Below are 25,207 nucleotides of genomic sequence, written 5' to 3'. Positions count from 1 at the left end.
ACATTCCGAACCCGGAAGCTAAGCCCTCCAGCGCCGATGGTACTGCCTCCGGGAGGGGGTGGGAGAGTAGGACACCGCCGGACTCAACGTGAAAGGTCTGCAGGGGCGCGGCCCCCACGACGGCTCTCTTCCCACGGGAAGAGCCGCGTGGGTGGGCGTGCCCCTGCACCCGTTGCTGCGTCACCCCCAACGTCAACAGAGACGACCGACTCGTCGCGCATGCGGCTGCTCCGCCTGACCGGTGGGGAGCCGTGGGCCGGCGCCTCCTGAGAGGCTCCCCGTGACTTCAGGACCCTCCACCCACGAATCCGAGCCGCCTCGGCGTCGGCCGGAGCAGCGCAGCGGTTCCGCGGATCGCCGAGACAAGCCCAACACCGGCCGTGGTCAGGCATCGGCTGATGGTCGTGGTGCGGCACGGGGGTCCAGCGGGGGGCGCAGTCAGCAGCGCGCGAGTGGACCGGGGTCGTGGAAGCGGCCAGAGGGTGCCGATCGGTCGACTCAGGGGCGGGGCGACGCGCCGGGCCGTTCCGGAGACCATCGGAATCGTGATCGGTCCGGACCGAGCGACGGGGGCGCCTCGAGCGCGGCTCCGCGACGGGCCGGCGCTGCGCGTCCCGAGCAGCGTGGCGGTACACCCTCGGATGGGGTTCGTCGGCCTGGGGCTCCGGCCGCGTCGCGCGGCGGTTCGTCGGGCGGTCCCCGTGGGCCGCGCGAGCAGGGGAGTGGGGCTCCGGCCGCGTCGCGCGGCGGTTCGTCGGGCGGTCCCCGCGGCGTGCAAGCGAACGGCGCCGGAGGGCGCGCTGAGCGTTCGTCCGGGGACGATCGCCGCGTCAGCAGGCCCCCGCGGGCCGGAGCGCCGGACACGTCGTCCAGGACGCCGGGGCGCCCTTCTGGTGCGGGTAGCCGCTGGACCGGTCGCCCCTCGTCCGGCGCGGACGAGCGGCGCAGCACTAGGCCGCCGGAGCGCGTGCGTGCCGAACGTGAGGCCGAGCCTGCACTTCCCGAGGACGTCACCGGCCGCGAGCTGGACGCCGAGGCGCGTGGGGCCCTCCGCGGCCTGTCCGCCCAGAACGCCCTGACGGTCTCCCGTCACCTCGTCATGGCGGGCCGCCTCGTGGACGAAGACCCCGAGGCGGCCTGGCAGCACGCGCGGGCCGCGCAACGTCGTGCCGGCCGCATCGGTATGGTGCGCGAGGCCGCAGGCATCGCCGCCTACCGGGCCGGGCACTTCGACGCCGCGCTGGCGGAGCTGCGCACCGCCAGGAGACTGACGGGTGACCCGACCCACCTGCCGATCATGGCCGACTGCGAGCGCGGGCTCGGGCGTCCCGAGCGTGCTCTCGAGTTGGCGGCCTCTGCGGAAGCGCGGGAGCTCGATGAAGGAGGACGTGTCGAGATGCTGATCGTCGCTGCGGGGGCGCGCCGCGATCTCGGGCAGACGGAAGCAGCTGTCGTCGCTCTGCAGGGGCCCGAACTCCAGATGCGGGAGCGGGCGAAGCCGTGGCAGCCGCGCCTCTGGTACGCCTACGCAGACGTCCTGTCCGAGATGGGCCGGGCGAGGGAGGCCCGGCAGTGGTTCGAGCGAGCCGCCGACGCCGACCACCTCGGGGAGACGGACGCCGACGAGCGCCTCGCCGAGATGGACGGCATCCGTTTCTTCGACGACGTCGAGTCGGCGGAGGACCACGTCGAGCGCTCCGACGGCGGTGAGCGCTCCAGCGCGCCGCAGCACCCCCGCGGCGACGCGTGAGGCGGGGATGACGCACGCCGGGCAGCACGCCGTCCGCGTCTACCTGCCCACGACGCTCGCGCGACTGCAGCAGATGGCGCTGGGCGCGGAGACCGCGCCGCTGGCGGTGGCGCCCGTCCAGGTGCACGGCGTCACCCCCGCTCTCCGGGAGTGGTACGTCGACGCCGACCCGAAGGAGCTCGAGGAGGAACTGGAGTACGCGGCCTCCAGTGACGCGGCCGAGAGGTCGCTGCACCTGCTCGCGAGCGAGCCGGACGCCCCGCGCCGCCGGGTCGTCCTCGCGCTGGACCTGCCCGCCGCAGCGGTGGCCGCCGTCCCTGCGGCCGATCTGGCCGGCACGGGGCGCTCCGCGCTCCTCGCGGTGGTGGACGTCCCGCGCTCGGCGCTCGTCAGCGTGCACGTCGACGACGAGGAGGCCGTGGCGGACGTCCAGGCAGCCGTCCTGGCGCTCGACGCGGCCGCCGCCGGGGACGAGGACGCGCAGTTCGTCGTGGGCGCCGCGGAGGGCCACGAGCTCCTCTGGTACGACGCCTCCGAGATCGAGGACCTCACCGGCTCCGACTGAGCCCGTCGGCGGGCGGGCTCACCGCCCTGGACGCGACCTCAGGAGCGTTGGGCGAGCCACTGCCCGGCCAGCTCGGCCTCGGCGAGGAGCCCGGCGCGCAGCGCGGGGGCGGCGGCCTGCTCCACCTTCCCCCCGAAGAGGGGCACCTTGGCGACCAGGTCGGCGTCGAACACCTGCACGCACCCGGCCCCCGCCGGGCTCAGGGCGACCTCTCCGGTGAGCGTGACCGGAGCCCCCTCGATGACCACGTGCAGGGAGCCGCGTCGGCCGCCGTCCTGCGCCGGCCCCCAGACGACGGTCTCCGCCAGCACCATCCGCTCACCGAGGAACCTCGCCGCCGCGTCGGGCAGGCCACGGGTGGGCAGGGCCCGGCGCACGGTGACGCGGCAGCCCGCACCGGAGGGGACGACGTCCGTGGACTGCTCCAGCGCGCCGCTGGCACGGCACCTCGCCACGAGGAACTCCGGATCGGTGAGCACGGCGAAGACGGCCTCCGGGCCGGCCTCGTAACGGACCTCCTCGTGCAGTCGCACGCCCACACCTCCGCGGCAGCGCCGGCACGCCCGGTGGCGGCCGTGGTGACCTCAGCCTAGGTCAGGGCACCTGTGCGGCGGGGCCCGAGCGCGTGGGAGTGGCGAAGCGGCTGGCGGTGCGCCGGGCGGTGGCGAGCAGGACCGGCGAGCAGGACTAGGGTCGGGGAAGCGTCGACCCCGACCGCCACTACGGAGCACACAATGCCCGGCAACGTCGCCGAACAGTCCAGCCCGTCGATCCGTGCAGCCAGCGCTGCCCTCCTCGCCGCGGGGGATGACCTGCCCCCCGTGCTGCAGCCGCCCGGGGCCCTCGAGGAAGCCCTCGCCCACTACTACGCCCACACCTCCGACGACGAGCTCGCGCAGCGGCAGTCCGCCGACGTGGCAGCAGCGCTGCTGTCCCACGTGCGCACAGCCGCCGAGCGAGAGGCCGGAGGGACGATCGTCCGCGTCCACGCAGCCGCGGGCAGCAGCCGTCGCAGCATCGTCGAGGTCGTCACCGACGACATGCCCTTCCTCGTGGACTCGGTCACCGCCGAGATCACCCGGCAGGGGCTCGGCATCCACCTGCTCCTCCACCCCCAGCTCGACGTGCGCCGCGCCGAGTCCGGTGCCCTGACCGGGTTCTGCGCGCCCGGCGAGCTCGACGCCGACTGCGGGCGGGAGTCATGGATCCACGTCGAGGTGGACCGCCTCGACGACGCCGGCAGCCGTCAGCGCCTCGCCGACGCCATTGCGCGGGTCCTCGCCGACGTGCGGGCCGCCGTGCGCGACTGGGCGCCCATGCGCACGAAGGCCCTTGAGCTCGCCGACGAGCTGCGCGACGCCCCGCCGGCGGTGCTGGACCGCGACGAGCTGCACACCGCGGAGCGCTTCCTGCGCTGGCTCGCGGACGACCGCTTCACGTTCCTCGGCTACCGCGAGTACGACCTGGTCACCGAGGACGGCGAGGACGTGCTGACTGCCAGGCCGGGCACGGGCCTGGGCGTGCTGTCGGACTCCCGCGACCGGCCCCGCACGCCGGCACGCCGGCTCAGCGGACCAGTGCGGGAGAAGGCCCGCGAGCCCCGGGCCCTCGTCATCACCAAGGCCAACGCCCGCGCGACGGTGCACCGGCCCGCCTACCTCGACTACGTCGGCGTGAAGACCTTCGACGCCGAGGGCAGGGTCGTGGGGGAGCGCCGCTTCCTGGGGCTGCTCACCTCCTCCGCGTACACGGAGAGCGTCCGTCGGGTCCCGGTCGTCGCCGAGAAGGTCGCCGCGGTCATGGCCCGGGCGGGGTTCTCCGCCAGCGGGCACTCCGCCAAGGACCTCCTGACCGTCCTGGAGACCTTCCCCCGCGACGAGCTGCTGCAGGCACCCGTCGGGGACATCTTCAAGAACGCCATCGCCGTGCTGCGGCTGCAGGAGCGCCGCCGCACGCGGCTGTTCCTGCGCCAGGACGACTACCGCCGGTTCATGTCCTGCCTGATCTTCCTGCCCCGCGACCGGTACTCCACCCAGGTCGGTGCGGAGATGGAGCGGGTCCTGCAGGAGGCGTTCGACGCGGAGAGCGTCGAGCACACCCTGGCCGTCTCCGAGTCCGTGCTGGCGCGCCTGCACGTCGTGGTCCGCGCCCGCCCCGGGCAGGAGCTGCCCCAGGTGGACCCCGCCGAGCTGGAGGCCGCCCTGGTGCGGGCCTCGCGCAGCTGGGAGGACGACTTCGCCGACGCCGCCCGCGACGTGCTCGGCGAGGACGAGGGCGCCGCCCTGGTCCGCCGCTGGGTGCGGGGCGTGCCCGAGGCCTACCGGGTGGACGTCACCCCCTTCACGGCGGTGGTGGAGCTGCTGCGCCTCGACGAGGTGCTGAAGGCCGTCACGGACGGCGACGAGACCCCCCAGCTCGCCCTGCACGAGCCGGAGGAGTCGGAGGCCGGCATCTGGCGGCTCATCTTCTACCGCGCCGCCCCGGTGACGCTGAGCACAGTCCTGCCCCTGCTGGGCGACCTCGGCGTGGAGGTCACCGACGAGCACCCGCACACCCTGCACCGCGCCGACGGGCCCACCGCGTGGGTCTACGACTTCGGCTTCCGCCTGCCCGCGGAGCTGCAGCGGCCCGGCGCGGACCTGGAGTCCCTGCAGGAGCTGTTCACCGGCGCGTTCGCCGCGGCCTGGTCCGGCCAGGCCGAGAGCGACTCCCTCAGCCGCCTCGTCCTCGCGGCGCAGCTGTCCTGGCGCCAGGTCGCCATCGTGCGCGCCCTGGTCCGCTACCTGCGCCAGGTCGGCCTGCCCTACAGCCTCGACTACGTGGCGGGCACGCTGCTGGCCAACACCGGCGCCACCCGGCTCCTGGTGCGGCTGTTCGAGGCGCGCTTCGCCCCGGCCCGCTCCCTCGACGCCACGGAGCGGCAGGAGACCGTGGCGGCGGTGCTGGAGGAGGCGAACGGGGCGCTCGACGACGTCGACGGCCTCGACGCCGACCGCATCCTGCGGGCGCTGATGTCGGTGGTGCAGTCGGTTCTGCGCACCAACGCCTACCAGGCGGGCACCGACGGGCGGTCGCACCCGTACCTGTCGTTCAAGCTCGACCCGTCCGGCGTCGCGGGGATTCCGGAGCCCACCCCGAAGTACGAGATCTGGGTGTACAGCCCGCGCGTGGAGGGCGTGCACCTGCGCTTCGGCGACGTGGCCCGCGGCGGACTGCGCTGGTCCGACCGGCGCGAGGACTTCCGCACCGAGATCCTGGGGCTGGTGAAGGCGCAGATCGTGAAGAACGCCGTCATCGTGCCCACGGGCGCCAAGGGCGGCTTCGTCGGCAAGCAGCTGCCCGATCCCTCCGTCGACCGCGACGCGTGGTGGGCGGAGGGCGTCGCCTGCTACAAGACGTTCATCTCCGGACTGCTCGACGTCACCGACAACCTGCGCACGGAAGGTGAGCAGCAGGTCGTCGTGCCGCCGGCCGACGTGGTCCGCTACGACGGCGACGACCCCTACCTCGTCGTCGCCGCCGACAAGGGGACCGCGACGTTCTCCGACACCGCCAACGCCATCGCCCGGGAGAAGGGGTTCTGGCTCGGCGACGCCTTCGCCTCCGGAGGCTCCAACGGCTACGACCACAAGGCGATGGGCATCACGGCCCGCGGCGCGTGGGAGAGCGTGCGCCGGCACTTCCGGGAACTGGGGGTCGACCCGCAGACGACGGACATCACCGTCGTCGGCGTCGGCGACATGAGCGGTGACGTGTTCGGCAACGGCATGCTGCTCTCGGAGCACATCAAGCTCGTGGCGGCCTTCGACCACCGCCACGTCTTCCTCGACCCCGACCCCGACCCGGCGGCGTCCTTCGCGGAGCGGCGGCGCCTCTTCGGACTCGGCCGTTCCTCCTGGGCCGACTACGACAGGGCCCTCATCAGCCCCGGCGGGGGTGTCCACTCGCGCACGGCCAAGTCGATCCCGATCACCCCGCAGGTGGCGGATCGCCTCGGCCTGCCGGAGGGCACGACGCGCATGAGCCCCACGGACCTGGTGCGGGCCGTGCTGAAGGCGCCCGTCGACCTCTTCTGGAACGGCGGCATCGGCACCTACGTGAAGGCGTCGACGGAGGAGCACGCCGAGGTCGGCGACAAGGCCAACGACCCGGTCCGCATCGACGGTTGCGACCTGCGCGTCCGCGTGGTGGGTGAGGGCGGCAACCTCGGCTTCACCCAGCGCGGACGCGTGGAGGCGGCGCTGCGGGGAGCGGGCGGTGCCGGCGTGAAGCTCAACACCGACGCGATCGACAACTCCGCGGGCGTCGACTGCAGCGACCACGAGGTCAACATCAAGATCCTGCTCGACCACCTGGTCGCCGACGGTCGGCTCGACGGCGACGAGCGCAACGCCACCCTCGGGCGGATGACCGACGAGGTGGCCAGGCTCGTGCTGCGCGGCAACTACGAGCAGAACGTGCTCCTGTCGGTGGAGGGGGCCTCCGCCGCCCGGTTGCTGCCCGCGCACCGGCGCTTCCTCGACGCGCTCGAGGAGTCCGGCGCCCTGGACCGCGACCTGGAGTTCCTGCCCTCGAACGCGGAGCTGGAGCGGCGCGGGCGGGAGGGCGGTGGTCTCACCGTCCCCGAGCTGTCGGTGGTCACCGCCTACGCCAAGACGTCGCTGGCGGGGGCGATCCTGGCCAGCGGTCTGCCCGACGAGGAGTGGACGTCGCGACTGCTGCGCGCCTACTTCCCCTCAGAGGTGGTGCAGCGCTTCGGCGACCGCCTCCTGGAGCATCCGCTGCGCCGCGAGATCGCCACCACGGTGCTGGTCAACGACATGGTGAACCACAGCGGCATCACCTTCGCCTTCCGCGCGCAGGAGGAGACCGGCGCCGGCGCAGCGGACGTCGCGCACGCCTACGTCGTCGTGCGCGACGTGTTCGCGGTGCAGCGGCTGACGCAGGCGGTGGAGGCGCTGGACGGGGTGGTCCCGACCTCGGTGCAGGCGCGGCTGCACGTGGAGGTGCAGCGCCTGCTCGACCGGGCGGTGCGCTGGTTCCTGCACGCGCGGCCGGAGGGGCTGGACGTGCCGGCGGAGGTGCAGCGCTTCCGCGACGTGCTGGGGGAGCTGGCGCCGCGCGTGCCGGAGCTGCTGCGCGGTGCGGAGGCCGAGGCCCTGCGCGCCGAGGTGGAGGAGCTCGTCGGACTGGGGGTTCCCGAGACCGACGCGACCACCTGGGCGAGCCTGCTCTACGGGTTCTCGCTGCTGGACGTCACGGAGCTGGCCGAGGAGCTCGGCCGTGCGCCGGAGGAGGTGGCGGCCACCTGGTACGCAGTGTCCGCCCACCACGGCATCGACGACCTGCTGACCCGGATCAGCGAGCTGGAGCGCAGCGACCGCTGGGAGTCCCTCGCCCGTGCGGCGCTGCGCGACGACCTGTACGCCGCGCTGCGCGACCTCACCCGAGCCGTCCTCGTGCACGAGGCGGCCGCCTCGGAGGGTGCGGAGGTGCAGGTGGAGCGGGACCCGGTGGAGCGCGTCGTGGAGTGGGAGGAGGCCAACGCGGCCGCGGTGCGACGCGCGCGCCAGACGATGACCGAGATCCGCTCGCTCGAACGCGCGGACCTGGCGTCGCTGTCGGTGGCGCTGCGCGTCCTGCGCACGGTCCTGCGCACCGGCTGAGACGTGGGTGGAGGGCGCCCCTACGCTGCTGGGGTGCCCTCCACCACCGACCTGCTGCGCACCCAGACGGACCTCGACCCCGCCGACGCCGAATGGCTGCGACTGCTCGTGGGGGACTGGCAGCTGGTGTCCGACCTGTCCTTCGCCGACCTGGTGCTGTGGGCCCCCGCGGCGGGCGGGCGCCGCTTCGTCGCCGTGGCGCACTGCCGGCCCACCACGGGACCCACGGTCCACTACGACGACGTGGTCGGCGCGGTGCTCGAGCGCGGCCGCCGCCCGCAGGTCGACGCCAGCTTCGACGAGGGCCGCACGATCCGCGGGCGCGACCCCGAGTGGGACGACGACGCCGCCGTGCGCGAGGAGACGATCCCCGTCGTCCGCGACGGCCGGGTGCTCGCCGTGCTGGCGCGCCACACCAACCTGGCCGCGTCGCGCACCCCGAGCCGCCTGGAGCTCAGCTACGTCAAGTGCGCCGACGACCTGACGCGCATGGTCGCCGCCGGGGACTTCCCGCAGGCGGGGGCCCCGACGGGCTCGCGCCGCGGCGCCCCCCGCGTCGGTGACGGCATGCTCCGCCTCGACGCGGAGGGGACGGTCACCTACGCCAGCCCCAACGCCCTGTCGGCCTTCCACCGGGCCGGGCTCCTCGGCGACCTGGTGGGGGCCAGCCTCGCGGAGATCTGCTCCAACCTCGTGGCCTCGCACCTGCCGGTCGACGAGTCGCTGCCGCTGGTCGTCATGGGCCGCGCGCCCTGGCGCACGGACCTGGAGACGGACGCCGCGACGCTGTCGATGCGGGCGATCCCGCTGGTGCGGCGGGAGGGGCCGACCTCGGCGCCGACGCGGGTGGGCGCGATCCTCCTGGTGCGCGACGTCTCGGAGCTGCGCCGTCGCGAGCGGGAGCTGATGACGAAGGACGCGACGATCCGTGAGGTGCACCACCGGGTCAAGAACAACCTGCAGACGGTGGCGGCGCTGCTGCGCCTGCAGGCGCGGCGCATCCGCTCCGACGAGGGGCGCGCGGCCCTGCAGGAGGCGATGCGGCGGGTGGCGACGATCGCCCTGGTGCACGAGACGCTCGCCCAGGGCGTCGACGAGCACGTCGACTTCGACCAGGTCCTCGACCGCTGCCTGATGCTGGCCGCGGAGGTCGCCACGTCGACCTCCGCCCGGGTCCACATCCAGCGGGACGGCCGCTTCGGGGCGCTGCGCCAGGAGGACGCCACGCCCCTGGCGCTGGTGCTGACGGAGCTGGTGACCAACGCCGTCGAGCACGGCTACCGCCCCGGGGAGGAGGGCACCGTCCAGGTGCAGGTCGAGCGCCAGGACGACGAGCGCCTCGTGGTGGTGGTGTCCGACGACGGGGTGGGCCTGCCGCCGGACTTCGCGGTGGGACGCTCCGGGCTCGGCACGCAGATCGTGCACTCGCTCGTCGCGGGGGAGCTGCGCGGCCGGATGGACTTCGGCACGAGCCCGAAGGGCGGCACCGAGGTGGTCCTGGAGGCGCGGATCCGCTCCGCGCGCCGTCAGGATCCGGCGGCCCGGTCCTGAACGTGGGAGGAGCCCCGACCCTGAGGGTCGGGGCTCCTCCCACGTTCGAGCGATCTGCTGGGCGCTGCCTCAGCCGGCGCGGCGGGCGCGGGCGGCGCGGCGCTTGAGGGCGCGGCGCTCGTCCTCGGACAGGCCGCCCCAGACACCGGCGTCCTGCCCGGTCTCCAGTGCCCACTTCAGGCACGAGTCGACGACGTCGCAGCGACGGCACACGGCCTTGGCCTCCTCGATCTGCAGGATGGCCGGGCCCGTGTTCCCGATCGGGAAGAACAGCTCGGGATCCTCGTCAAGGCAGGCGGAACGGTGACGCCAGTCCATCGTTGTTTCCACTCCTCATGCGTTGCGGTGTCGGGTACGCACATGACTCCGCACAGTGCGGGGTCGTGTACGGTGATCCCAGAGCACCGGCGACGCCGGCGGTGCCTGGACGGGCCCTGGTCGCGCACGACCGCCACCCGTCGGGGATCTCGTTGAGAACAGATTCACATGCTCAGGCCCGGCCCACAAGGGGGTTGGCGGGGTCTTGACCGCGTGCGCCTGAGGTTTTCGTCACACGCACGTAACGTCGCGTCCATCCGCACGTGTTCCCGCACGCAGGGTCACCGCCGCGCCGGCGGATACCGTTCCGTCGTGACCAGCTCCTCGCGTCCCGCCCCACCGGTCTCCACCCGCCCGCCGCTGCTGCGCGTCCTCGTCGGCCTCGTGCTGCTGGAGGCGCTGCTGCTGGTCGGGTGGGCCGCCTACCTGGTGTGGGGACTGGCCACCGCGGAAGCCACCGAGACGGCGGGTGCCGTCGGCCTCGTGGTGATCGCCCTGGGCTTCGCCGCCGGTCTCGGCCTGGGGGCGCGAGCGCTGTGGCACCGCCGGCGCGCCGCCCGCGCGCCGCTGCTGGTGTGGCAGATCCTCCAGCTCGCGGTCGGCCTCCCCCAGATCCCCAGCGGCACGACGTGGGCGGGGATCCTGCTGGCGGTGCCGGCGGTCGTGGCCGTCGCGTTGCTCTTCCACCGGGACGTGGTCGACGCCGTCGTGGAGTGAGACCGGGCCGGGCGCTCAGGCGCTGTCGGTGCCCAGGCCCTCCCGCAGCTGGCCGAGGGTCCGGCTCAGCAGGCGCGAGACGTGCATCTGCGAGATGCCGACCTCGGCCGCGATCTGCGACTGGGACATGCCGCGGACGAAGCGCAGAGCCAGGATGCGGCGCTCCCGCGGGGGCAGCTGGGCCAGCAGCGGACGCAGCGCCTCCCGGTTGTCGACCCGCTCCAGCTGCTCGTCCACGCTGCCGAGGTGGGCGGCGCCCGAGTCCGGCGACGCCGCGTCGAGGGGGACGGTGGAGTAGGCGTTGGCCGACTCCAGGACCTCCACCACCTCGTCGGCGTCCCGGCCGGTGCGAGCGGCGAGCTCGGCGATCGTCGGCGCCCGTCCCAGCTCGTGGGTCAACGTCTCCCTCGCGTCGGCGAGGGCCCGGCCCGTCTCCTGCATCCGCCGGGGCACGCGCAGCGCCCAGCCACGGTCGCGGAAGTGCCGCTTGACCTCGCCCAGCATCGTCGGGATCGCGTAGGCGGGGAAGGGCACGCCGCGGCTGGGGTCGAAGCGGTCGAGCGCCTTGATGAGGCCGATCGTGGCGACCTGCACGAGGTCGTCGTGGGGCTCCCCGCGCCCGGAGAAGCGGCGAGCCAGGTGGTCGGCGAGCTGCAGGTGGCGTCGCAGCAGCTCCTCCCGCAGCGCCGCGCGCCCCGGCGCGCCCTCGGGCAGCGCCGCGAAGCGGGCGAAGTCGTCGACCTCGGGCGCCGCACCGGGCCCGTACCGCGTCAGCGGCTCGTCGCCGCGGCGCGCGCTGGGCGGGCCGGTCAGCACCTCGCGGCCCGCGTCGCCGCCCTCGACGGCCGCCATCACGTCGCCCCCCTCGCCCGCGTGTGCCGCAGGACGATCCACGCGCCGGTGTCGGACTGGCCGGTGGAGACCTCCCCGACGAGCGCCTCGAGGACCGCCCACGCGAAGCTCGAGCGCTCCGGCAGGGCGGTGGCCGGTCCCCGCACCTCCACCTCGAGCACGCCCGACCCGAGCCGGAAGGTGGCGACGATCTCGCCCGCCTCGGCCTGCGGGTCGAGCAGCAGGGTGCAGGCCTCGTCCACCGCGATGCGGAGGTCCTCGATCTCGTCGAGGGTGAGGTCCAGACGTGCGGCCAGGCCCGCGCTCGCGGTGCGCACGACGGTCAGGTAGGCGGGATCGGCAGGAACCCTCAACTCGACGAGGTCACTGCCGGTCACTTCACCGGCCTGTGTCGTTGCCACGGTCCGTCCTCTCCAGATCACGGGCGCCCACCGGCGCGCCCTCCTGCACCAGACTCGCAGATGCGCAGCGTCGAGCCGTACTCACGAAGGGTTCGTAGCCGTGGTGTGGGTGGATCCCAGCTCCGCCAGGGCGGCCCCGTCGAGCCGCCACGTCGTCCAGCCGTCCTGCGCCACGCCCCCGATCTCCTGGTAGAAGGCGTGCGCGGGGGCGTTCCAGTCGAGCACCCACCACTCCAGCCGCCCCCAGCCCTGCTCGGCGCAGCGACGGCCCAGCTCGGCGAACAGCGCCCGGCCGATGCCGAGCCGGCGGTGCTGCGGCCGCACGAAGAGGTCCTCCAGCCACATGCCGTGCCGGCCCTGCCACGTCGAGAAGGTGACGTACCAGACGGCCAGGCCCGCCAGCTCCCCGTCGGTGCTGCCGTCCGCCGCGACGACCTCGGCCACCAGGCAGCTCACGCGGGGGTCCGGCGCGAAGAACGCGCGCTCGAAGTCCTCCGGTCCCGCCGTGGCCGCGTCCGGCTCGCGCTCGTAGGCCGCGAGCTCCCGGACCAGGGCGGCGATCTGCGGGCAGTCGGCGGGGCGCGCCTCCCGGATGCGGAAGTGCTCCGTGGCGGGGCGGCCGTCGTCGCTCGTCACCCCGACACCGTACGGCCCCGGCCGTCCTCCGCCCCGCCGGGGAACCCGGCCAGCCGCACGGGCACCGGTCCCGCGCCGGTTCCCGGCGCCACCAGGAACCCGGCCCCCGGCCCCGGCCCCGGGGCGAGCAGGGAGCGCAGGCCCAGCGCCTCCCCGTCCACGCGGGGGCCCGCCCCCAACAGCAGGCCGGACCCGCTGCGGCGCAGCGACACCGCCAGCCCCCGGTACGCAGCCGCCAGGTCCGCGCTGCGGCCGGCGCCCACGACGCGTTCGCCGCCCCGGGCGGCGAGGCGGCGCAGCACCACCTCCTCCACGTCGGAGTCCAGCAGCTCCTCCAGGTCGTCCACCAGGACCAGCGCCTCGCGCCCGTCCGCGCGTGCGGCGTCGAGGGCCGCCGCCAGCTCCCGTCCCGTCCCGGGCGCGAAGCAGCCGAGGGAGGCCGGCGGGGCTGCTGCGGCGGTGGGGCGCACGAGCGCTACCGGCCAGCCCGCCGCTGCCGTGCGCGCCGCCAGCAGCGCCAGCGCCCACGAGCGGCCCGACCCGGGCGGACCCGCGACGAGCGCGCAGGAGCCCGGGGCGCCGAGGTCGAGGTGCACGGGCGCGGCCTCGTCACCGCCCGATCCGAGCAGCAGGGGCGGCAGGCGCCCGCCCGCGTCCGCCGGCGCCGGCGCGGTGTCCGCCCACGAGCACCGCGCCGGCAGCGGGCGCACCCGCCACGGTCGCGCCCCCGCAGCGGCCGCCCGCGCAGCGGCCGCCCGCGCAGCAGCGGCCGCCGGGGGCAGCGCCACCTGCACCTCCTCCGCGCGACCGTCGCGCACCCGCAGCCCGCGCCCCGCCGGGACGCCGAGCGGCACCTGGCGCGGGTCCACGCCCGCCAGCGCGGCGTCCGCCCGGTCCGACAGCCGCAGCAGGACGGTGCAGCCCGCGGCGGAGGCGACCGCGGACGTCAGCAGCCCCCGGTCGCCGGTGAGCAGCACCCGCACGCCCAGCGCCGAGCCCTCCCGCAGCAGGCGCGGCACGGCGTCGGCCGCGCTGGGATCGGCCTCGGCGAGCACCCGCGACCAGGTGTCCCACCCGTCCACGGCCAGCAGCAGGTACGGCAGCGGCCGTCCGGCGCCCGGGCAGCCCTGCTGCTCCTCCAGGCTCCGCACACCGAGGGAGGCGAAGAGGGCGCGGCGGGACTCCACCTCCGCCAGCAGCCGCGCCAGCACCCTGCCCGCCCGCCACAGCTCCTCCGGCCCGACCACGGCACCCACGTGCGGCGCCCCGTCCAGGTCGGCGAGCGTCCCGCCGGCGTCGAGGACGTAGCAGTGCACGGGAGCCGGCGGCGGTGCCCCGGCCGCCGCGAGCAGCGTCCTGACGAGGGTGCTGCGGCCGCTGCGGACCGTGCCCACGACGAGCAGGTGCTGCCCCTCGGCGAGGTCCCAGGTCGCGCTCCGCCGCTCCTGCAGGTCGGGCAGGTCGAGCAGGCCCCACGGCAGCGCGGTGCCCGCGACGGCGGGCGGTGGCAGGTCCGCCGACGCCACCCGTTCCGGCAGGGGCGGCAGCCAGGGGCTCGCCGGCGCCTCCGCGTCCACGTCGACGGCGGCCGCGCGCAGCGCCGCCACCAGCAGCCGCAGGTCGCTGCTCGCGGCCTCCGGGGGCTCCGCGGCCTCCGACGGGCCCGCGGCGGACTGCTCCGCCGGAGCCCCGAAGCGCACCGGTCGCACCCGCACCCTCGCGCCCGCCGGTGCGGGGGGAGCGCCACCCACCCGTGCCACCTGCACCGTGCGGACGGCGCCTCCGCCGCTGCGCAGCACCGCCCGCCCCGGCGTGCGCTCGTCCAGCAGCGCGGGGTCCGCGACGCCCACCACGTCCACCCCGTCCGCGCGGTCCTGCACCCGCAGCGCGATCCGCAGGTTGGTGTTGGCGCGGATGTCGGCGCTGACGACACCGGCCGGGCGCTGCGTCGCCAGGACCAGGTGGATGCCGAGCGAGCGGCCGACCGCGGCGATGCGCACCAGCCCGCCCACGAAGTCCGGCAGCTCCTCCGCCAGCACCCGGAACTCGTCGACGACGAGCACCAGCCGGGGCGGGCAGGACCCTCCGGGACCCGCCGCCGCACGCAGCGCCGCCAGGTCGTTCGCCCCCGCTGCCCGCAGCAGCCGCTCGCGGCGGCGGACCTCCGCGGTCAGGCTGCGCAGCGCCCGCCGGGTGAGGTGCTCGTCGAGGTCGGTCACCAGGCCCGCGCAGTGCGGCAGGGCGGCGCACTCCGCGAAGGCCGAGCCGCCCTTGTAGTCCACGAGGACGAACTGCAGCTCCTCCGGCCGGTTCCCCACGGCCAGCGCCGCGACCAGCGCCTGCAGCAGCTCTGACTTGCCCGACCCGGTGGTGCCCGCCACGAGCGCGTGGGGACCGTCCACGGCCAGGTCCACGCTCAGCGCCGCACGCCCGTCGTGGCCGAGGAGGACGCGCGTCGACGCCGGTTCCCGCCGCCACGCCGCGGCGACCGAGGTGGCGTCGTGGGCGTCCACGGCCGCCGGGCCCCGGCGCAGCAGGTCGACGAGCCGCACGGTGGCGGGGAGGGTGGCGGCCACGGGCGCGGGGGTGGCGTCGCGCAACGGCGCCAGCGACCTCGCCACGTCCCACGCCCAGGCGGCGCCCGTGGCATCTGCGCGCAGGGCCAGCACCTGCTGCCCGTCCGCGCTCAGTGACGCCTCCCCGGTGCCCGCGGCGGGCAGGGACAGCAGCGCGCGGCACTCCGCGGGCAGCCGGGCGGGGTCCTCCTCGAGGCAGATCACGGACACCCCGGCGTCCGGGCCCTCCCGCAGCAGGTCGGCGACGCCCGGCAGCGAGCGCAGCCGCTGCGCCCCGTCGAGCAGGAGCACGACGCGGCGGCGCGCCCCGGGCCCGGACGGGCCGCCGGCCTGCCGCCGGCCGGCGCCGACCACGGTGAGCAGCTCCGCGACGATGCGCTGCACCCGGTCCTGGTCCTGCGCGCACCCGGCGGTGCGGCTGGCCGGGGCCCCGGCGGCCCCGGGCTCCAGCGCGGAGCGGGTGTGCGGCAGCCATGCGGTCCACCCCCAGTCCGCCTCGGCGTCCTCGTCCGCCGCGAGCACCGCGACGGCGACCTCGTCGGGGCTGTGCCAGGTCGCGACCTGCCCGAGCAGGAAGCGCGCGACGCCGAGGACGGCCGTCCGCGGTCCGCACACGCCGAGGACGCCGGCCGCGCCGAGGTCCACCTCCACGGGCACCCCCCGCAGCACGGAGGCGTCCGGCTCGCCGTGCAGGCCGCAGCTCGCGGCGGGCAGGTCACCGCTGCCCAGGCGCAGCCGCAGCGCGTCGTCCGCGTCGGCGGTGCGCTCCCACAGCCGCCGCCCCGGCGTGCGCACCGCGTCCAGCAGCGAGACCGCGTCGGGTGCCGCGCGGTGCCGCTCGGCGTGCTCCGCGGCCAGGGCCTCCGCCAGGTCGGCGCGCACGGCGTCGCACTGCTCCCGGTGCTGCCGCTGCGCCCCCTCGTCGCGCCGCGCCCCACCGCGCCGGTCGCTCCACCACTGCCCGAGGACCAGGACCGGCGAGGCCAGCCCCAGCAGCAGGGACAGCGGGCTCCACACGATCGCCATGACCACGGCGAGGACCAGGGGGACGGAGGCGGCGAGCCACGGGAAGGCGGGACGCGCCCCGGGGGCAGGTTCGGCGGGCAGCCGCAGGAGCCGCTCCGCGGTGCCGGGACGCAGCCGCGGCGCCCGGTTGAGCAGGACGTGGCCGGCGCCGTCGCCGGTGCAGGCGGCGGGCGGGGGCGGGGCGGGGAGGAGGGCGAACGTCGACGAGCCGGCGACCAGCCGCTGGCCGGGGACGTCGAGGCGCTGTCGTGCCCCGAGCTCGCGGCGTTCCCCGTCGCGTTCGAGCCAGGAGCCGTTGGCGGAGCCCAGGTCCTCCACCTCCGCGCCCGCGGGCCCGGCCGGCGCGTGCAGGAGGAGGTGGCGCCGGGAGAGGCCCTCGTCGGCGACCTGCTCCGGTGCGGAGCCGCGACCGAGCACGTGGGTGCCGCGGGGCAGGCTCAGGCGGCGGCCGGCATCGGGACCTCCCGTGACGGCCAGCACGACGCGCGCTGCCGTGGCGCGAGCCGAGGCGCGAGCGGCGGCGCGGGTGGCGGGGCGGGGTGCGGCGTCCTCTCCCACGTCGAGCACCGCGCCGTGGAGCAGGGGGGCACTGCCGACCGGGGCATCGGGCGCCAGGACTGTCCCCGCCACGCGCGGGCGACCCGGCCAGTCGGGGGTCAGCGCGCGGACCTCCCGCTCGACCTCGCACCACGGGGTGCCCGGCGCGGCGGCGACCTCCACGTCGACCGCCCATCGCCGCGGTCGCGGTCCACCGCAGGTGCGGGCGGTCACGGTCAGGCGCAGCAGCACGGCGCCGGATGCTTCCAGCGCCACCGGTAGCGGGGAGCCCGTCGTCCACAGGCCCCGGGCGCCCCGGCGGGGGACGCGGAGGTGGTGCGGCGCCCTCTACCGTGGGCGCCGCTCGCACCGGCCCGACCCTGGAGTCCCCGTGACCGACCCCGCTCTCCTGCGCAGCCTGCAGGCAGCCGTCGACGCCGCTCCCCGGGACCTGCCCCTGCGCCTGCACCTGGCCGAGCTGCTGGTCGCGGGCGGGGACGCGGACCAGGCCCTGGTGCACGCGGTGGCGGCGCTGCAGGCGGATCCGTCCTCGGCGCCGGCGCGGGCTCTCATGGCCCGGGTCCTCGCCGCCCAGACGCCGGCGACCGCCGTGGACCCGCCGGCGGGGGGCGCGCGTCAGGACCCGCCGGCGGGGGGCGCGCGTCAGGACCCGCCGGCGGGGGGCGCGCGTCAGGACCCGCCGGCGGGGGCGGGGGAGCGCTTCGACTGGCGACGGGCGGAGGAGGACCTCGGCGCCGTCGTGCCCCCCGTCTTCGTCGAGTCCTCCGACGACGAGGACGACGACGATGCGGACGAGGGTGAGGCGGAACGCCCGACGGTCACGCTCGACGACGTGGGCGGGATGCGGCACGTCAAGGAGCGGCTCCAGCTGTCGTTCCTCGGCCCCATGAGCGACCCGCGCCTGCGGGCGCTCTACGGCAAGAGCCTGAGCGGCGGGCTGCTGCTGTACGGCCCGCCCGGCTGCGGCAAGACGTTCATCGCCCGCGCGCTCGCCGGGCAGATGGGCGCCGGTTTCCTCTCCGTGGCGCTCTCCGACGTGCTGGACATGTGGCTGGGCAACAGCGAGCGCAACCTGCACCGCGTCTTCCAGCAGGCGCGGCGCAAGGCGCCCTGCGTGCTCTTCCTCGACGAGGTCGACGCGATCGGCATGAAGCGGAGCCTCACCCGCAACAGCGGGATGCGCACGACCGTGCAGCAGCTGCTGACGGAGCTGGACGGCATGGGCGGCGACAACGAGGGCGTCTTCGTGCTGGCCGCGACCAACGCCCCCTGGGACGTCGACCCCGCGCTGCGCCGGCCCGGCCGCCTCGGTCGCACCGTCCTGGTCCTGCCGCCCGACGCCCCGGCCCGCGAGGCGATCCTCCGCCACCACCTGCAGGGACGCCCGGTCGCGGGGGTCGACCTGGCGAAGCTCGTCAAGCGCACCGAGGACTTCTCCGGGGCCGACCTCGCGTCCGTGTGCGAGTCGGCGGCGGAGCGGGCGCTGGCGGACTCGATGCGCACCGGCACCGTGCGCACGATCGGCATGACGGACCTCCTGGCCGCCGTGGCGGAGACGCGCCCGTCGACGGCCGCGTGGTTGGAGCAGGCGCGCAACGTGGCGCTGTACGCGAACGAGAGCGGTGAGTACGACGAGCTGCGCGACTACCTGAGGAAGCGGCGGCTGCTGTGAGCGCGGCGGCTCCCGCCGAGGACTCCCTGGACCCCGCCGGGGTGGAGCTGCGCCGAGCCGCGCTGCTGGCGGAGACGGGGCGCTGGGAGGACGCCGCCCGGGCGGCAGGGGAGGTGCTGGCCGCGGACCCGGGGAACGCAGCCGCGCACTTCCTCCTCGGGCTGGCGAGGATCTCGCTCGGCGACTTCCGGAGAGGCCTGGACGCCGTCAACCGCGGGCTGGCGGTGGAGCCGACGGCGGAGGCCGGGCACCGCCTGGCGAGCGCCGCGCTGCTGGGGCTGGGGCAGCTGGAGGAGGCGGTGCGGGCGGCCCGCGGTGCGCTCCGGTGCGCTCCGGAGAAGGCGGAGACCCACGCGACGCTGGCCGGGGTGCTGTGCCGCGTCGGGCGCGCGCGGGAGGCGCTCGACGCCGCCCGTCGGGCGGTGGAGCTGGATCCGCTGTCGCCGGAGTGCCACTACGCCGTCGCGCAGGCAGCCGACGCGCTGGGCGAGCGGACGATGGAGCGGCAGGCGCTGGTGCGGGTGCTGGAGCTGGATCCCCAGAACGCCACCGCCCACAACGACCTCGGGGTGGAGCTGCTGCAGCACAGGGAGATCGGTGCGGCCGCTCGCTCGTTCGGTGCCGCTCTCGCCGTCGATCCCCAGTCGCCGGTGACGCGGACGAACCTGGACGTCCTCGCCCTCGTGCTGGCCCGGCGGCTGTACCTCTTCGCGCTCCTGCTCCTCGTCGCGGTCGCCGTCGCCCTCGGGCTGGAGATCGATGCGGAGGGGACGCGCGGGTGGCTGCCGGTGCGCCGGCTCGTCGGACTCGTCGGACTCGCCCTCGTGGGGCGGTGGGTCCACCGCACCTGGCGCCAGGTGCCCCCGGCGCTGCGCGGACCCGTCCGGCGGCGGGCGCTGCGCCGGCCGCTGCTCCTGCTGGCGTGGCTGCTCACCGTCGCGATGGCGGGGACGGCGGTGGCGCTGGCCCTCCTGCCCCGCGACCTCGCGCCGTTCGCCGTGCTGGCCCTGCTGCCGATCGGCATCCTCAACGTCGTCTACCTCGTGGCCGCCTCCCGGCGGGCGCGCAGGACCTGACGACCGGCGGCGCAGGGCCTCCGGGCCGTGTTGTCCACATCACCCGAACGCCGCCGCGGTGCGCCTCCCTACCGTGCCCGTGCACCGGCGAGCGCCGGTGGATGCCACCGGAGGTGCGGCGTGGAGGCACTGCGGATCGTCGAGGACGAGGTCCGCGGCGCGCTGCGCCGTGGCGCAGGGACGGGGACCCCCGTCGCCGACCTGGTGCGCGCGGCCGTCGTCGACTACGACGTGCGCTCCCTCGACGGGTCGCTGCCGCGCCTGGACGACCCGGACGCGGCGGTCAGGGCGCTGGTCGGTTCCCTCTCGGGGTGGGGTCCGCTCCAGCAGTACTTCGACGACCCGCTCGTCGAGGAGATCTGGATCAACGAACCCGGGAAGGTGTTCGTCGCCCGGGGCGGGGTCGCGGAACTCACCACGACGATCCTGCGCTCCGAGCAGGTCTGCGACCTCGTCGAGCGCATGCTCGCCGCGTCCGGGCGGCGCGTCGACGTGAGTTCACCGTTCGTCGACGCCGCACTGCCCGACGGTTCCCGGCTGCACGTGGCGATCCCCGACATCACCCGCGCCCACTGGGCGGTGAACATCCGCCGGTTCGTCGCCCGCGCCCGGCGCCTCGACGACCTCGTCGCGCTGGGGTCGCTGACCGCTCCCGTCGCGCGGTTCCTGGAGGCCGCCGTGGCCGCGGGGCTGAACATCCTCGTCTCCGGCGGGACGCAGGCGGGGAAGACGACCCTCCTGAACTGCCTCGCCGCCGCGATCCCCGCGCAGCAGCGCGTCATCACCTGCGAGGAGGTGTTCGAGCTGCAGGTGCCGCTGCGCGACGTGGTGGGCCTGCAGTGCCGGCAGGCGAACCTGGAGGGTGCGGGTGAGGTTCCGCTGCGGCGCCTGGTGAAGGAGGCGCTGCGGATGCGCCCGGACCGGCTCCTCGTCGGCGAGGTGCGGCAGGCGGAGAGCCTGGACCTGCTGATCGCGCTGAACTCGGGTCTGCCGGGGATGTGCACGGTGCACGCCAACGGCGCGCGGGAAGCGGTGACGAAGATGTGCACCCTGCCGCTGCTGGCCGGGGAGAACGTCTCCAGCAGGTTCGTGGTGCCCACGGTCGCCGCGTCCATCGACCTCGTCGTGCACGCCGAGCTGGACCGGGACGGGCGGCGGCGGGTGCGGGAGGTCCTCGCCGTGACGGGCCGGGTGGAGGGCGACGTCGTCGAGACCGGTGAGGTCTTCGGGACCGACCCGCACCCCTGGAGCGGTGGGCTGGTGCGCGGAACCGGCTGGCCGCCGCACGCGGACAGGTTCGCCCGCGCGGGTTTCGACCTGCGTGCGCTGCTGGGGGACGGGGGGCCGCGCCGGTGACGGGCCTGCTGTGCGGCTTGCTGCTCGGGGCCGGGTTGTTCACCGCCTTCAGCGCCTGCTGGGTTCCGTCGCCGCGGGTGCTCGCGGCCGCGTCGGAACCCCGGCCCGGCCGCGTTCGGGAGGCGCTCGCGCAGGCGGAGGTGCGTGGGGTGGCGCCGGGCGCGTTCGCCGGTGCCTGCGCCGCGTGTGCGGCCGTGGCGGGTTCGGCCGCGCTGCTGCTGACCGGGGTCTGGTCCCTGGGCGCGTGCGCCGCGGTCATCGCGGGGTGGGCTCCGTGGGGCCTGGTGCGCTGGCGCGGGGGCAGGCGCCGCGTCCAGGTCGCGCAGCTGTGGCCGGACGCCGTCGACAACCTGGCCTCGGCGGTGCGTGCGGGGCTGTCCCTGCCCGAGGCCGTGGCCGCCCTCGGTGAGCGCGGCCCGGAGGAGCTGCGCCCGCCCTTCGCGCGCTTCGCCCTGCGCTACCGCACCTCCGGCGCCTTCGAGGCGGAGCTCGACGTCCTCAAGGAGGAGCTGGCGGACCCCGTCGCGGACCGCCTGCTGGAGGCGCTGCGGATGACCCGGCAGGTCGGCGGCAGCGACCTGGGGAGGCTGCTGCGGACCCTCTCGGCGTTCCTGCGGGAGGACGCGCGGGTGCGCGGGGAGCTGCAGGCACGGCAGAGCTGGACGGTGAACGGTGCGCGGCTGGCCGTGGCGGCTCCGTGGGTGGTGCTGGCCCTGCTGGCGAGCCGGCCGGAGGCGGTGCGGGCCTACGACTCGGCCGCGGGGTCGGCGGTCCTGGCCGGTGGCGCGGCTGGGTCCCTGCTCGCCTACCGGCTGATGCTGGCCATCGGGCGGCTGCCCGTGGAGCGGCGGGTCCTGCGGTGAGCGGAACGCTGCTGGGGGCGGGGCTCGGGCTGGCGTGCGGAACGGGCCTGTGCCTCGTGGTGGCGCGCCGGCCGTGGCGCACGGGAGTCGACCTGACGGTGCGGCTGGCGCCGTACCTGGCCGGGCCCGGCGGTGGGCGCGTCGAGGAGCCGGCGACGGGTCCCGCTCCGCTGCGGGTGCTGGCGCGGCTGGCGGCGCCGCTGCTGGCGGACGCTGCGGGGTGGGTGGACCGGGTCCTGGGCGGTGCGGCGTCGGTGCGCCGGCGGCTCGACGTGGTGGGCGGCGCGCTGACGCCGGCGCAGTTCCGCGCGCAGCAGGTGCTGTGGGGTCTGACGGGTGCCGGTGCCGGGGTGCTGCTGTGCCTGCTCGTGGCGGCGCGGCGGGGGTGGGCGCCGGTGCCGATGGTGCTGCTGGTGCTCATCGCCGCCGCGGCGGGGGTGCTGGCGCGGGACTCCGCCCTCAGCTGGTCGGCGCGGCGGCGCCGGGAGCGGGTCCTCGCGGAGTTCCCCGCGGCGGCGGAGCTGCTGGCGCTGTCGGTGGGGGCGGGCGAGGGCGTGGCGGCGGCGCTGGAGCGGGTGGCGCGCGCGTCGTCGGGGGCGGTGGGTTCGGAGTTGCGGCGGGTGCTGGGTGACGTGCGGGCCGGTGCGCCGCTGGCGGTGGCGCTGGACGGGTTCGCGCTGCGCTGCGACGTGCCGGCCCTGCGGCGCTTCGTCGACGCCGTGGTGGTGTCAGCGGAGCGGGGCACGCCGATGGCGGAGGTGCTGCGCGCGCAGGCGGGGGACGTGCGGGAGGCCGGGCGGCGGCAGTTGCTGGAGGCCGGCGGGCGTCGTGAGATCTGGATGCTCGTGCCGGTGGTCCTGCTGGTGCTGCCGGTGACGGTGGTCTTCGCGGTGTTCCCGGGGATGGCCGTGCTGCAGGTCGGGCCGTGACCGGGGTCGGTGGACGTGCGCTGCCCGGCGTCGTGGTGTTGGGCGTCGCGGTCGGCGTGGTCTCTCCGTTCCGGGGGGTTCCGCGTCGGTCCGGGCGGGTTCGGGCAGGTTCGGTGGCCGGGTGGTCCGGTCACCGGGAGGGAGGAACTGCGGTGGGAACCGTTTCGAGGAATTCGGTGCTGGCGGGGCGTGCACGGCTCCTGGGGCTCGTGGCGTGGGTGGCCGCGGCCGCGGGGGTTCGGGTGCGCACCGCGCTGGCGTCGGGGCGTGACCGCGGTGACGTTCCGGGGTGGGTGCTGGTCACCCTGATGACGGCGGGTCTCGTCGTGGGGCTGTGGGCCGTGGCGGCGCCGCGGCTGGAGGAGTTGTTCACCGCCTCGATGGACCGGGTGCTCGCGCAGCTGTGAGCCGGTCCGGCCGGTCCGCCGACGGTGGGTCCTCCGCGGTCGACGGCGGTTCCGCGGTCGCGGAGTTCGCCGCGGTCGGCGCGCTGCTGACGTTGCTGTTCCTGCTCGTGCTGCAGGTGGCGCTGGTGCTGCACGTGCGGGCCACGGCGGCCGACTGCGCCTCGGAGGGGGCCAGGTTCGGCGCGCTGGTGGGCAGTTCTCCGGAGGCCGGTGCGGAGCGCGCCAGGCAGTTGCTGCGGACCTCGCTCTCGGCGCGCTATGCCGGCGAGGTCACGGCCGCTGTGGTGGAGGTGGAGGGCGCTGCCGTGGTGCAGGTGCGGGTGCGGGCGCCGCTTCCGGTGGTGGGGTTGCTGGGGGCGGGGCGTGGTCTGGACGTGCGCGGGCACGCCCTGCTGGAGGAGGCGCTGCTGGAGGAGGCCCTGGTGGAGGGTTCGTGAGGGCCCGGACGACTGGCGCCCGGACGGGGGGGCGGGGACGCGGGCAGCGCGGTGGTGGAGTTCCTCGCCGTCGGGGTGCTGCTGCTCGTGCCGTTGCTGTACCTGGTGCTCTGCCTGGGGCGGGTGCAGGCCGGTGCCTTCGCGGCGGAGGGCGCCGCGCGGGAGGCGGCGCGGATCGTGGCCGCCACGGCGGACGCCGGCGTGGCGGAGGACCGGGCGGCCGCGGCGGTGGCGCTCGCCGCGGAGGACCAGGGTTTCGCGGCCACCGCCGCCGAGGTGCGGCTGCGGTGCTCCGCGCAGCCCTGCCGCACGCCGGGGGCGGTGGTCCGGGCGAGCGTGCGCGTGGAGGTGGACCTGCCGCTGGTGCCGGCCTGGGTGGGGCGCCGCGTCCCGGCCCGGGTTCCGGTGGAGGTGGTGCGGGTGGCGGTGGTCGACCGCCTCGCGGTGCCCGGGGAGGGGCCGTGACGGGCGCGGGGTCGGCTGCGGCCGGAGGTGCGGACGAGGGGCGGATCCTGCTGCTGTCGCTGGCGTACGCGCTCATCGCGGTGGTGCTGGTGCTGGTGGTGGGTGCGGCCTCCGCGGTCCACCTGCAGCGCAAGGGGGTGCTGGCCCTGGCGGACGCGGCTGCCGTCGACGCCGCCGACGCCCTCGACCCGGCGGGCTACTACGCGCCCGACGGCGGTCTGGGGGCGGTGGGGGTGCCGTTGAGCGACGCGTCGGTGCGGGCGAGCGCGGAGGAGTTCCTGGAGCGGGCGGCTGCCGCGGGGGCGGGCGGGGACGTGGCGGTGGGGGAGGGCACGGGGTCCCCGGACGGGCGCACGGCCGTGGTGGTGCTGGTGGCGCGGCTGGAGCCGCCGTGGGCGTCGGCGGGTCCGCTGCGCCTCGGGGAGGGGTTCGTGGTCCGGGTGACGAGCCGGGCGGTGGCGCGCATCCCCTGAGGGGCCTCCGGATGCCCTCCGGATGCCCTCCGGATGCCCTCCGGCGCGGTTGTCCGGGGGGCGGTGGGGTACTGCGGAGCCGTGCCGATCCGACGGAAGGTCGTCCTGTCGGGATGCGCCGCGGTGCTGGCGGGGTGCACCTCCGCCCCGTCGCCGCAGCGTCGCGCCGGAGTTCCCGCGGAGGAACCTCCCGGGGGTGGCCGGGCCCGGCCCGAGCGCGGTCCGGCGTCCCTGACGGCGCGCCCCTCCGGCTCGGGTGGCGCGGTGCCCCCGCCGGGGGAGCGGGCGCTGGGGGTGGCGCCGGTGCGCGATGCCCTGCTGCTGGTGCCGCCCGGCCTGCCCGCGGACGGGCCGGTGCCGCTGGTCGTGGCGCTGCACGGTGCCGGTGGGGACGCGGCGGGCGGGCTGGCTCCGCTGCGTCCGCTGGCGGAGGCGCACGGTCTGGTGCTGGTGGCGCCCGACTCGCGCGGGGCGACGTGGGACGCGGTCGGCGGAGGCTTCGGGGTGGACGTGGAGGTCGTCGACCGGGCGCTGGCGGAGGTCTTCGCGACCGTGCCGGTGGATCCGGCCCGGGTGGCGGTGGCGGGCTTCTCCGACGGCGCCTCGTACGCGCTGGGCCTCGGGTTGGCCAACGGTGACCTCTTCTCCGCCGTCGTGGCGTTCTCCCCGGGCTTCGTGCCGCGGGGACCGCGTGCCGGCCGGCCGGCGGTCTTCGTCTCGCACGGGGTGCACGACGACGTCCTGCCGATCGACGCGACGAGCCGGCGCCTGGTGCCGCCGTTGCGGGAGGCTGGCCACGAGGTGGCGTACGAGGAGTTCGACGGCGCGCACGTGGTGCCGCCGGAGGTCGCGCGGGCTGCGGTGGAGTGGCTGGAGGCGCGCTGGGGCGCCTGAGGTCCTGACCGCGAACCTC

21 protein-coding genes and 1 rRNA gene are annotated in these 25,207 nt (G+C 76.2%); 16 read left to right on the top strand and 6 right to left on the bottom strand.

Annotated elements, in window-relative coordinates:
• From rrf to CLV92_RS19300, 3 genes are all read left to right on the top strand, one after another.
• Window positions 1-83 (top strand): 5S ribosomal RNA (gene rrf / locus CLV92_RS23250); the annotation flags it as partial.
• A gap of 884 nt (window positions 84-967) precedes the next feature.
• Window positions 968-1,750: a tetratricopeptide repeat protein gene (locus CLV92_RS19305; protein WP_104435493.1), complete on the top strand. Its 783-nt coding sequence runs from the start codon at window positions 968-970 to the stop codon at window positions 1,748-1,750.
• Between the two features lie 7 nt (window positions 1,751-1,757).
• The gene (locus CLV92_RS19300) at window positions 1,758-2,315 is read left to right on the top strand and encodes a DUF6912 family protein (protein WP_104435512.1); all 558 of its coding nucleotides are present in this window, start codon (window positions 1,758-1,760) and stop codon (window positions 2,313-2,315) included.
• A gap of 38 nt (window positions 2,316-2,353) precedes the next feature.
• Here CLV92_RS19300 and CLV92_RS19295 read toward each other — a convergent pair whose 3' ends face one another.
• Window positions 2,354-2,848 carry a DUF2505 domain-containing protein gene (locus CLV92_RS19295; protein ID WP_158257340.1) on the bottom strand — a complete coding sequence of 165 codons (495 nt, stop codon included), beginning with the start codon at window positions 2,846-2,848 and terminating at the stop codon, window positions 2,354-2,356.
• Window positions 2,849-3,049: 201 nt separating this feature from the next.
• Between CLV92_RS19295 and CLV92_RS19290 the strand changes: the two genes are divergently transcribed.
• Window positions 3,050-7,981 (top strand): NAD-glutamate dehydrogenase, encoded by a 4,932-nt coding sequence (locus tag CLV92_RS19290; protein ID WP_104435489.1) that lies wholly within the window; start codon window positions 3,050-3,052, stop codon window positions 7,979-7,981.
• A gap of 33 nt (window positions 7,982-8,014) precedes the next feature.
• Window positions 8,015-9,532 (top strand): PAS domain-containing sensor histidine kinase, encoded by a 1,518-nt coding sequence (locus CLV92_RS19285; RefSeq protein WP_104435487.1) that lies wholly within the window; start codon window positions 8,015-8,017, stop codon window positions 9,530-9,532.
• Window positions 9,533-9,601: 69 nt separating this feature from the next.
• On the opposite strand, the gene CLV92_RS19280 is transcribed toward CLV92_RS19285, so the two are convergent.
• A complete protein-coding gene (locus CLV92_RS19280) occupies window positions 9,602-9,850 on the bottom strand; it encodes a WhiB family transcriptional regulator (RefSeq protein WP_104435485.1) in 249 nt (82 codons plus the stop codon).
• Between the two features lie 312 nt (window positions 9,851-10,162).
• On the opposite strand from CLV92_RS19280, the gene CLV92_RS19275 reads away from it, so the two are divergent.
• Window positions 10,163-10,567 carry a hypothetical protein gene (locus tag CLV92_RS19275; protein WP_104435483.1) on the top strand — a complete coding sequence of 135 codons (405 nt, stop codon included), beginning with the start codon at window positions 10,163-10,165 and terminating at the stop codon, window positions 10,565-10,567.
• A 15-nt stretch (window positions 10,568-10,582) separates the two neighbouring features.
• Here the strand turns inward: CLV92_RS19275 and CLV92_RS19270 are convergent, their stop codons facing one another.
• From CLV92_RS19270 to CLV92_RS19255, 4 genes are all read right to left on the bottom strand, one after another.
• On the bottom strand, window positions 10,583-11,419 hold the full coding sequence (locus CLV92_RS19270) for an RNA polymerase sigma factor SigF (protein ID WP_104435510.1): 837 nt from the start codon (window positions 11,417-11,419) through the stop codon (window positions 10,583-10,585).
• The gene (locus CLV92_RS19265) at window positions 11,419-11,820 is read right to left on the bottom strand and encodes an ATP-binding protein (protein WP_211291287.1); all 402 of its coding nucleotides are present in this window, start codon (window positions 11,818-11,820) and stop codon (window positions 11,419-11,421) included. The genes CLV92_RS19270 and CLV92_RS19265 overlap by 1 nt, the downstream gene beginning before the upstream one ends.
• Before the next feature lie 81 nt (window positions 11,821-11,901).
• A complete protein-coding gene (locus CLV92_RS19260) occupies window positions 11,902-12,456 on the bottom strand; it encodes a GNAT family N-acetyltransferase (RefSeq protein WP_211291286.1) in 555 nt (184 codons plus the stop codon).
• Window positions 12,453-16,847 (bottom strand): type VII secretion EssC family protein, encoded by a 4,395-nt coding sequence (locus CLV92_RS19255; protein ID WP_146099666.1) that lies wholly within the window; start codon window positions 16,845-16,847, stop codon window positions 12,453-12,455. The genes CLV92_RS19260 and CLV92_RS19255 overlap by 4 nt, the downstream gene beginning before the upstream one ends.
• A gap of 139 nt (window positions 16,848-16,986) precedes the next feature.
• Here CLV92_RS19255 and CLV92_RS22090 point away from each other — a divergent pair, with 139 nt between their 5' ends.
• From CLV92_RS22090 to CLV92_RS19210, 10 genes are all read left to right on the top strand, one after another.
• Window positions 16,987-18,288 (top strand): AAA family ATPase, encoded by a 1,302-nt coding sequence (locus CLV92_RS22090; protein WP_104435478.1) that lies wholly within the window; start codon window positions 16,987-16,989, stop codon window positions 18,286-18,288.
• Window positions 18,285-19,364 (top strand): tetratricopeptide repeat protein, encoded by a 1,080-nt coding sequence (locus tag CLV92_RS19245; protein ID WP_104435476.1) that lies wholly within the window; start codon window positions 18,285-18,287, stop codon window positions 19,362-19,364. The genes CLV92_RS22090 and CLV92_RS19245 overlap by 4 nt, the downstream gene beginning before the upstream one ends.
• A gap of 120 nt (window positions 19,365-19,484) precedes the next feature.
• Entirely contained in the window at window positions 19,485-20,720 is a 1,236-nt protein-coding gene (locus tag CLV92_RS19240) for a TadA family conjugal transfer-associated ATPase (protein WP_104435475.1), read from the top strand.
• Window positions 20,717-21,583, top strand: a complete 867-nt coding sequence (locus CLV92_RS19235; protein ID WP_104435473.1) for a type II secretion system F family protein — start codon at window positions 20,717-20,719, stop codon at window positions 21,581-21,583. The genes CLV92_RS19240 and CLV92_RS19235 overlap by 4 nt, the downstream gene beginning before the upstream one ends.
• Window positions 21,580-22,512, top strand: a complete 933-nt coding sequence (locus CLV92_RS19230; protein ID WP_104435471.1) for a type II secretion system F family protein — start codon at window positions 21,580-21,582, stop codon at window positions 22,510-22,512. Before CLV92_RS19235 ends, CLV92_RS19230 begins: the two co-directional genes overlap by 4 nt.
• Before the next feature lie 209 nt (window positions 22,513-22,721).
• Window positions 22,722-22,919 carry a hypothetical protein gene (locus tag CLV92_RS19225; protein ID WP_425433593.1) on the top strand — a complete coding sequence of 66 codons (198 nt, stop codon included), beginning with the start codon at window positions 22,722-22,724 and terminating at the stop codon, window positions 22,917-22,919.
• Window positions 22,916-23,356, top strand: coding sequence for a TadE/TadG family type IV pilus assembly protein (locus tag CLV92_RS19220; protein ID WP_104435469.1), 441 nt, complete (start codon window positions 22,916-22,918; stop codon window positions 23,354-23,356). Before CLV92_RS19225 ends, CLV92_RS19220 begins: the two co-directional genes overlap by 4 nt.
• A 54-nt stretch (window positions 23,357-23,410) precedes the next feature.
• The gene (locus CLV92_RS21140) at window positions 23,411-23,821 is read left to right on the top strand and encodes a pilus assembly protein (RefSeq protein ID WP_245886985.1); all 411 of its coding nucleotides are present in this window, start codon (window positions 23,411-23,413) and stop codon (window positions 23,819-23,821) included.
• Entirely contained in the window at window positions 23,818-24,294 is a 477-nt protein-coding gene (locus CLV92_RS19215; protein ID WP_146099664.1) for a hypothetical protein, read from the top strand. The genes CLV92_RS21140 and CLV92_RS19215 overlap by 4 nt, the downstream gene beginning before the upstream one ends.
• Before the next feature lie 264 nt (window positions 24,295-24,558).
• Window positions 24,559-25,188, top strand: coding sequence for an alpha/beta hydrolase (locus CLV92_RS19210; RefSeq protein ID WP_211291285.1), 630 nt, complete (start codon window positions 24,559-24,561; stop codon window positions 25,186-25,188).
• Window positions 25,189-25,207 lie beyond the last annotated feature (19 nt).

Origin of the sequence: Kineococcus xinjiangensis (genome assembly GCF_002934625.1) — a bacterium.
GTDB classification, from domain to species: domain Bacteria; phylum Actinomycetota; class Actinomycetes; order Actinomycetales; family Kineococcaceae; genus Kineococcus_A; species Kineococcus_A xinjiangensis.
Note: the sequence above shows the minus strand (reverse complement) of the source record. Positions and strands in the feature narration are given on the sequence as shown.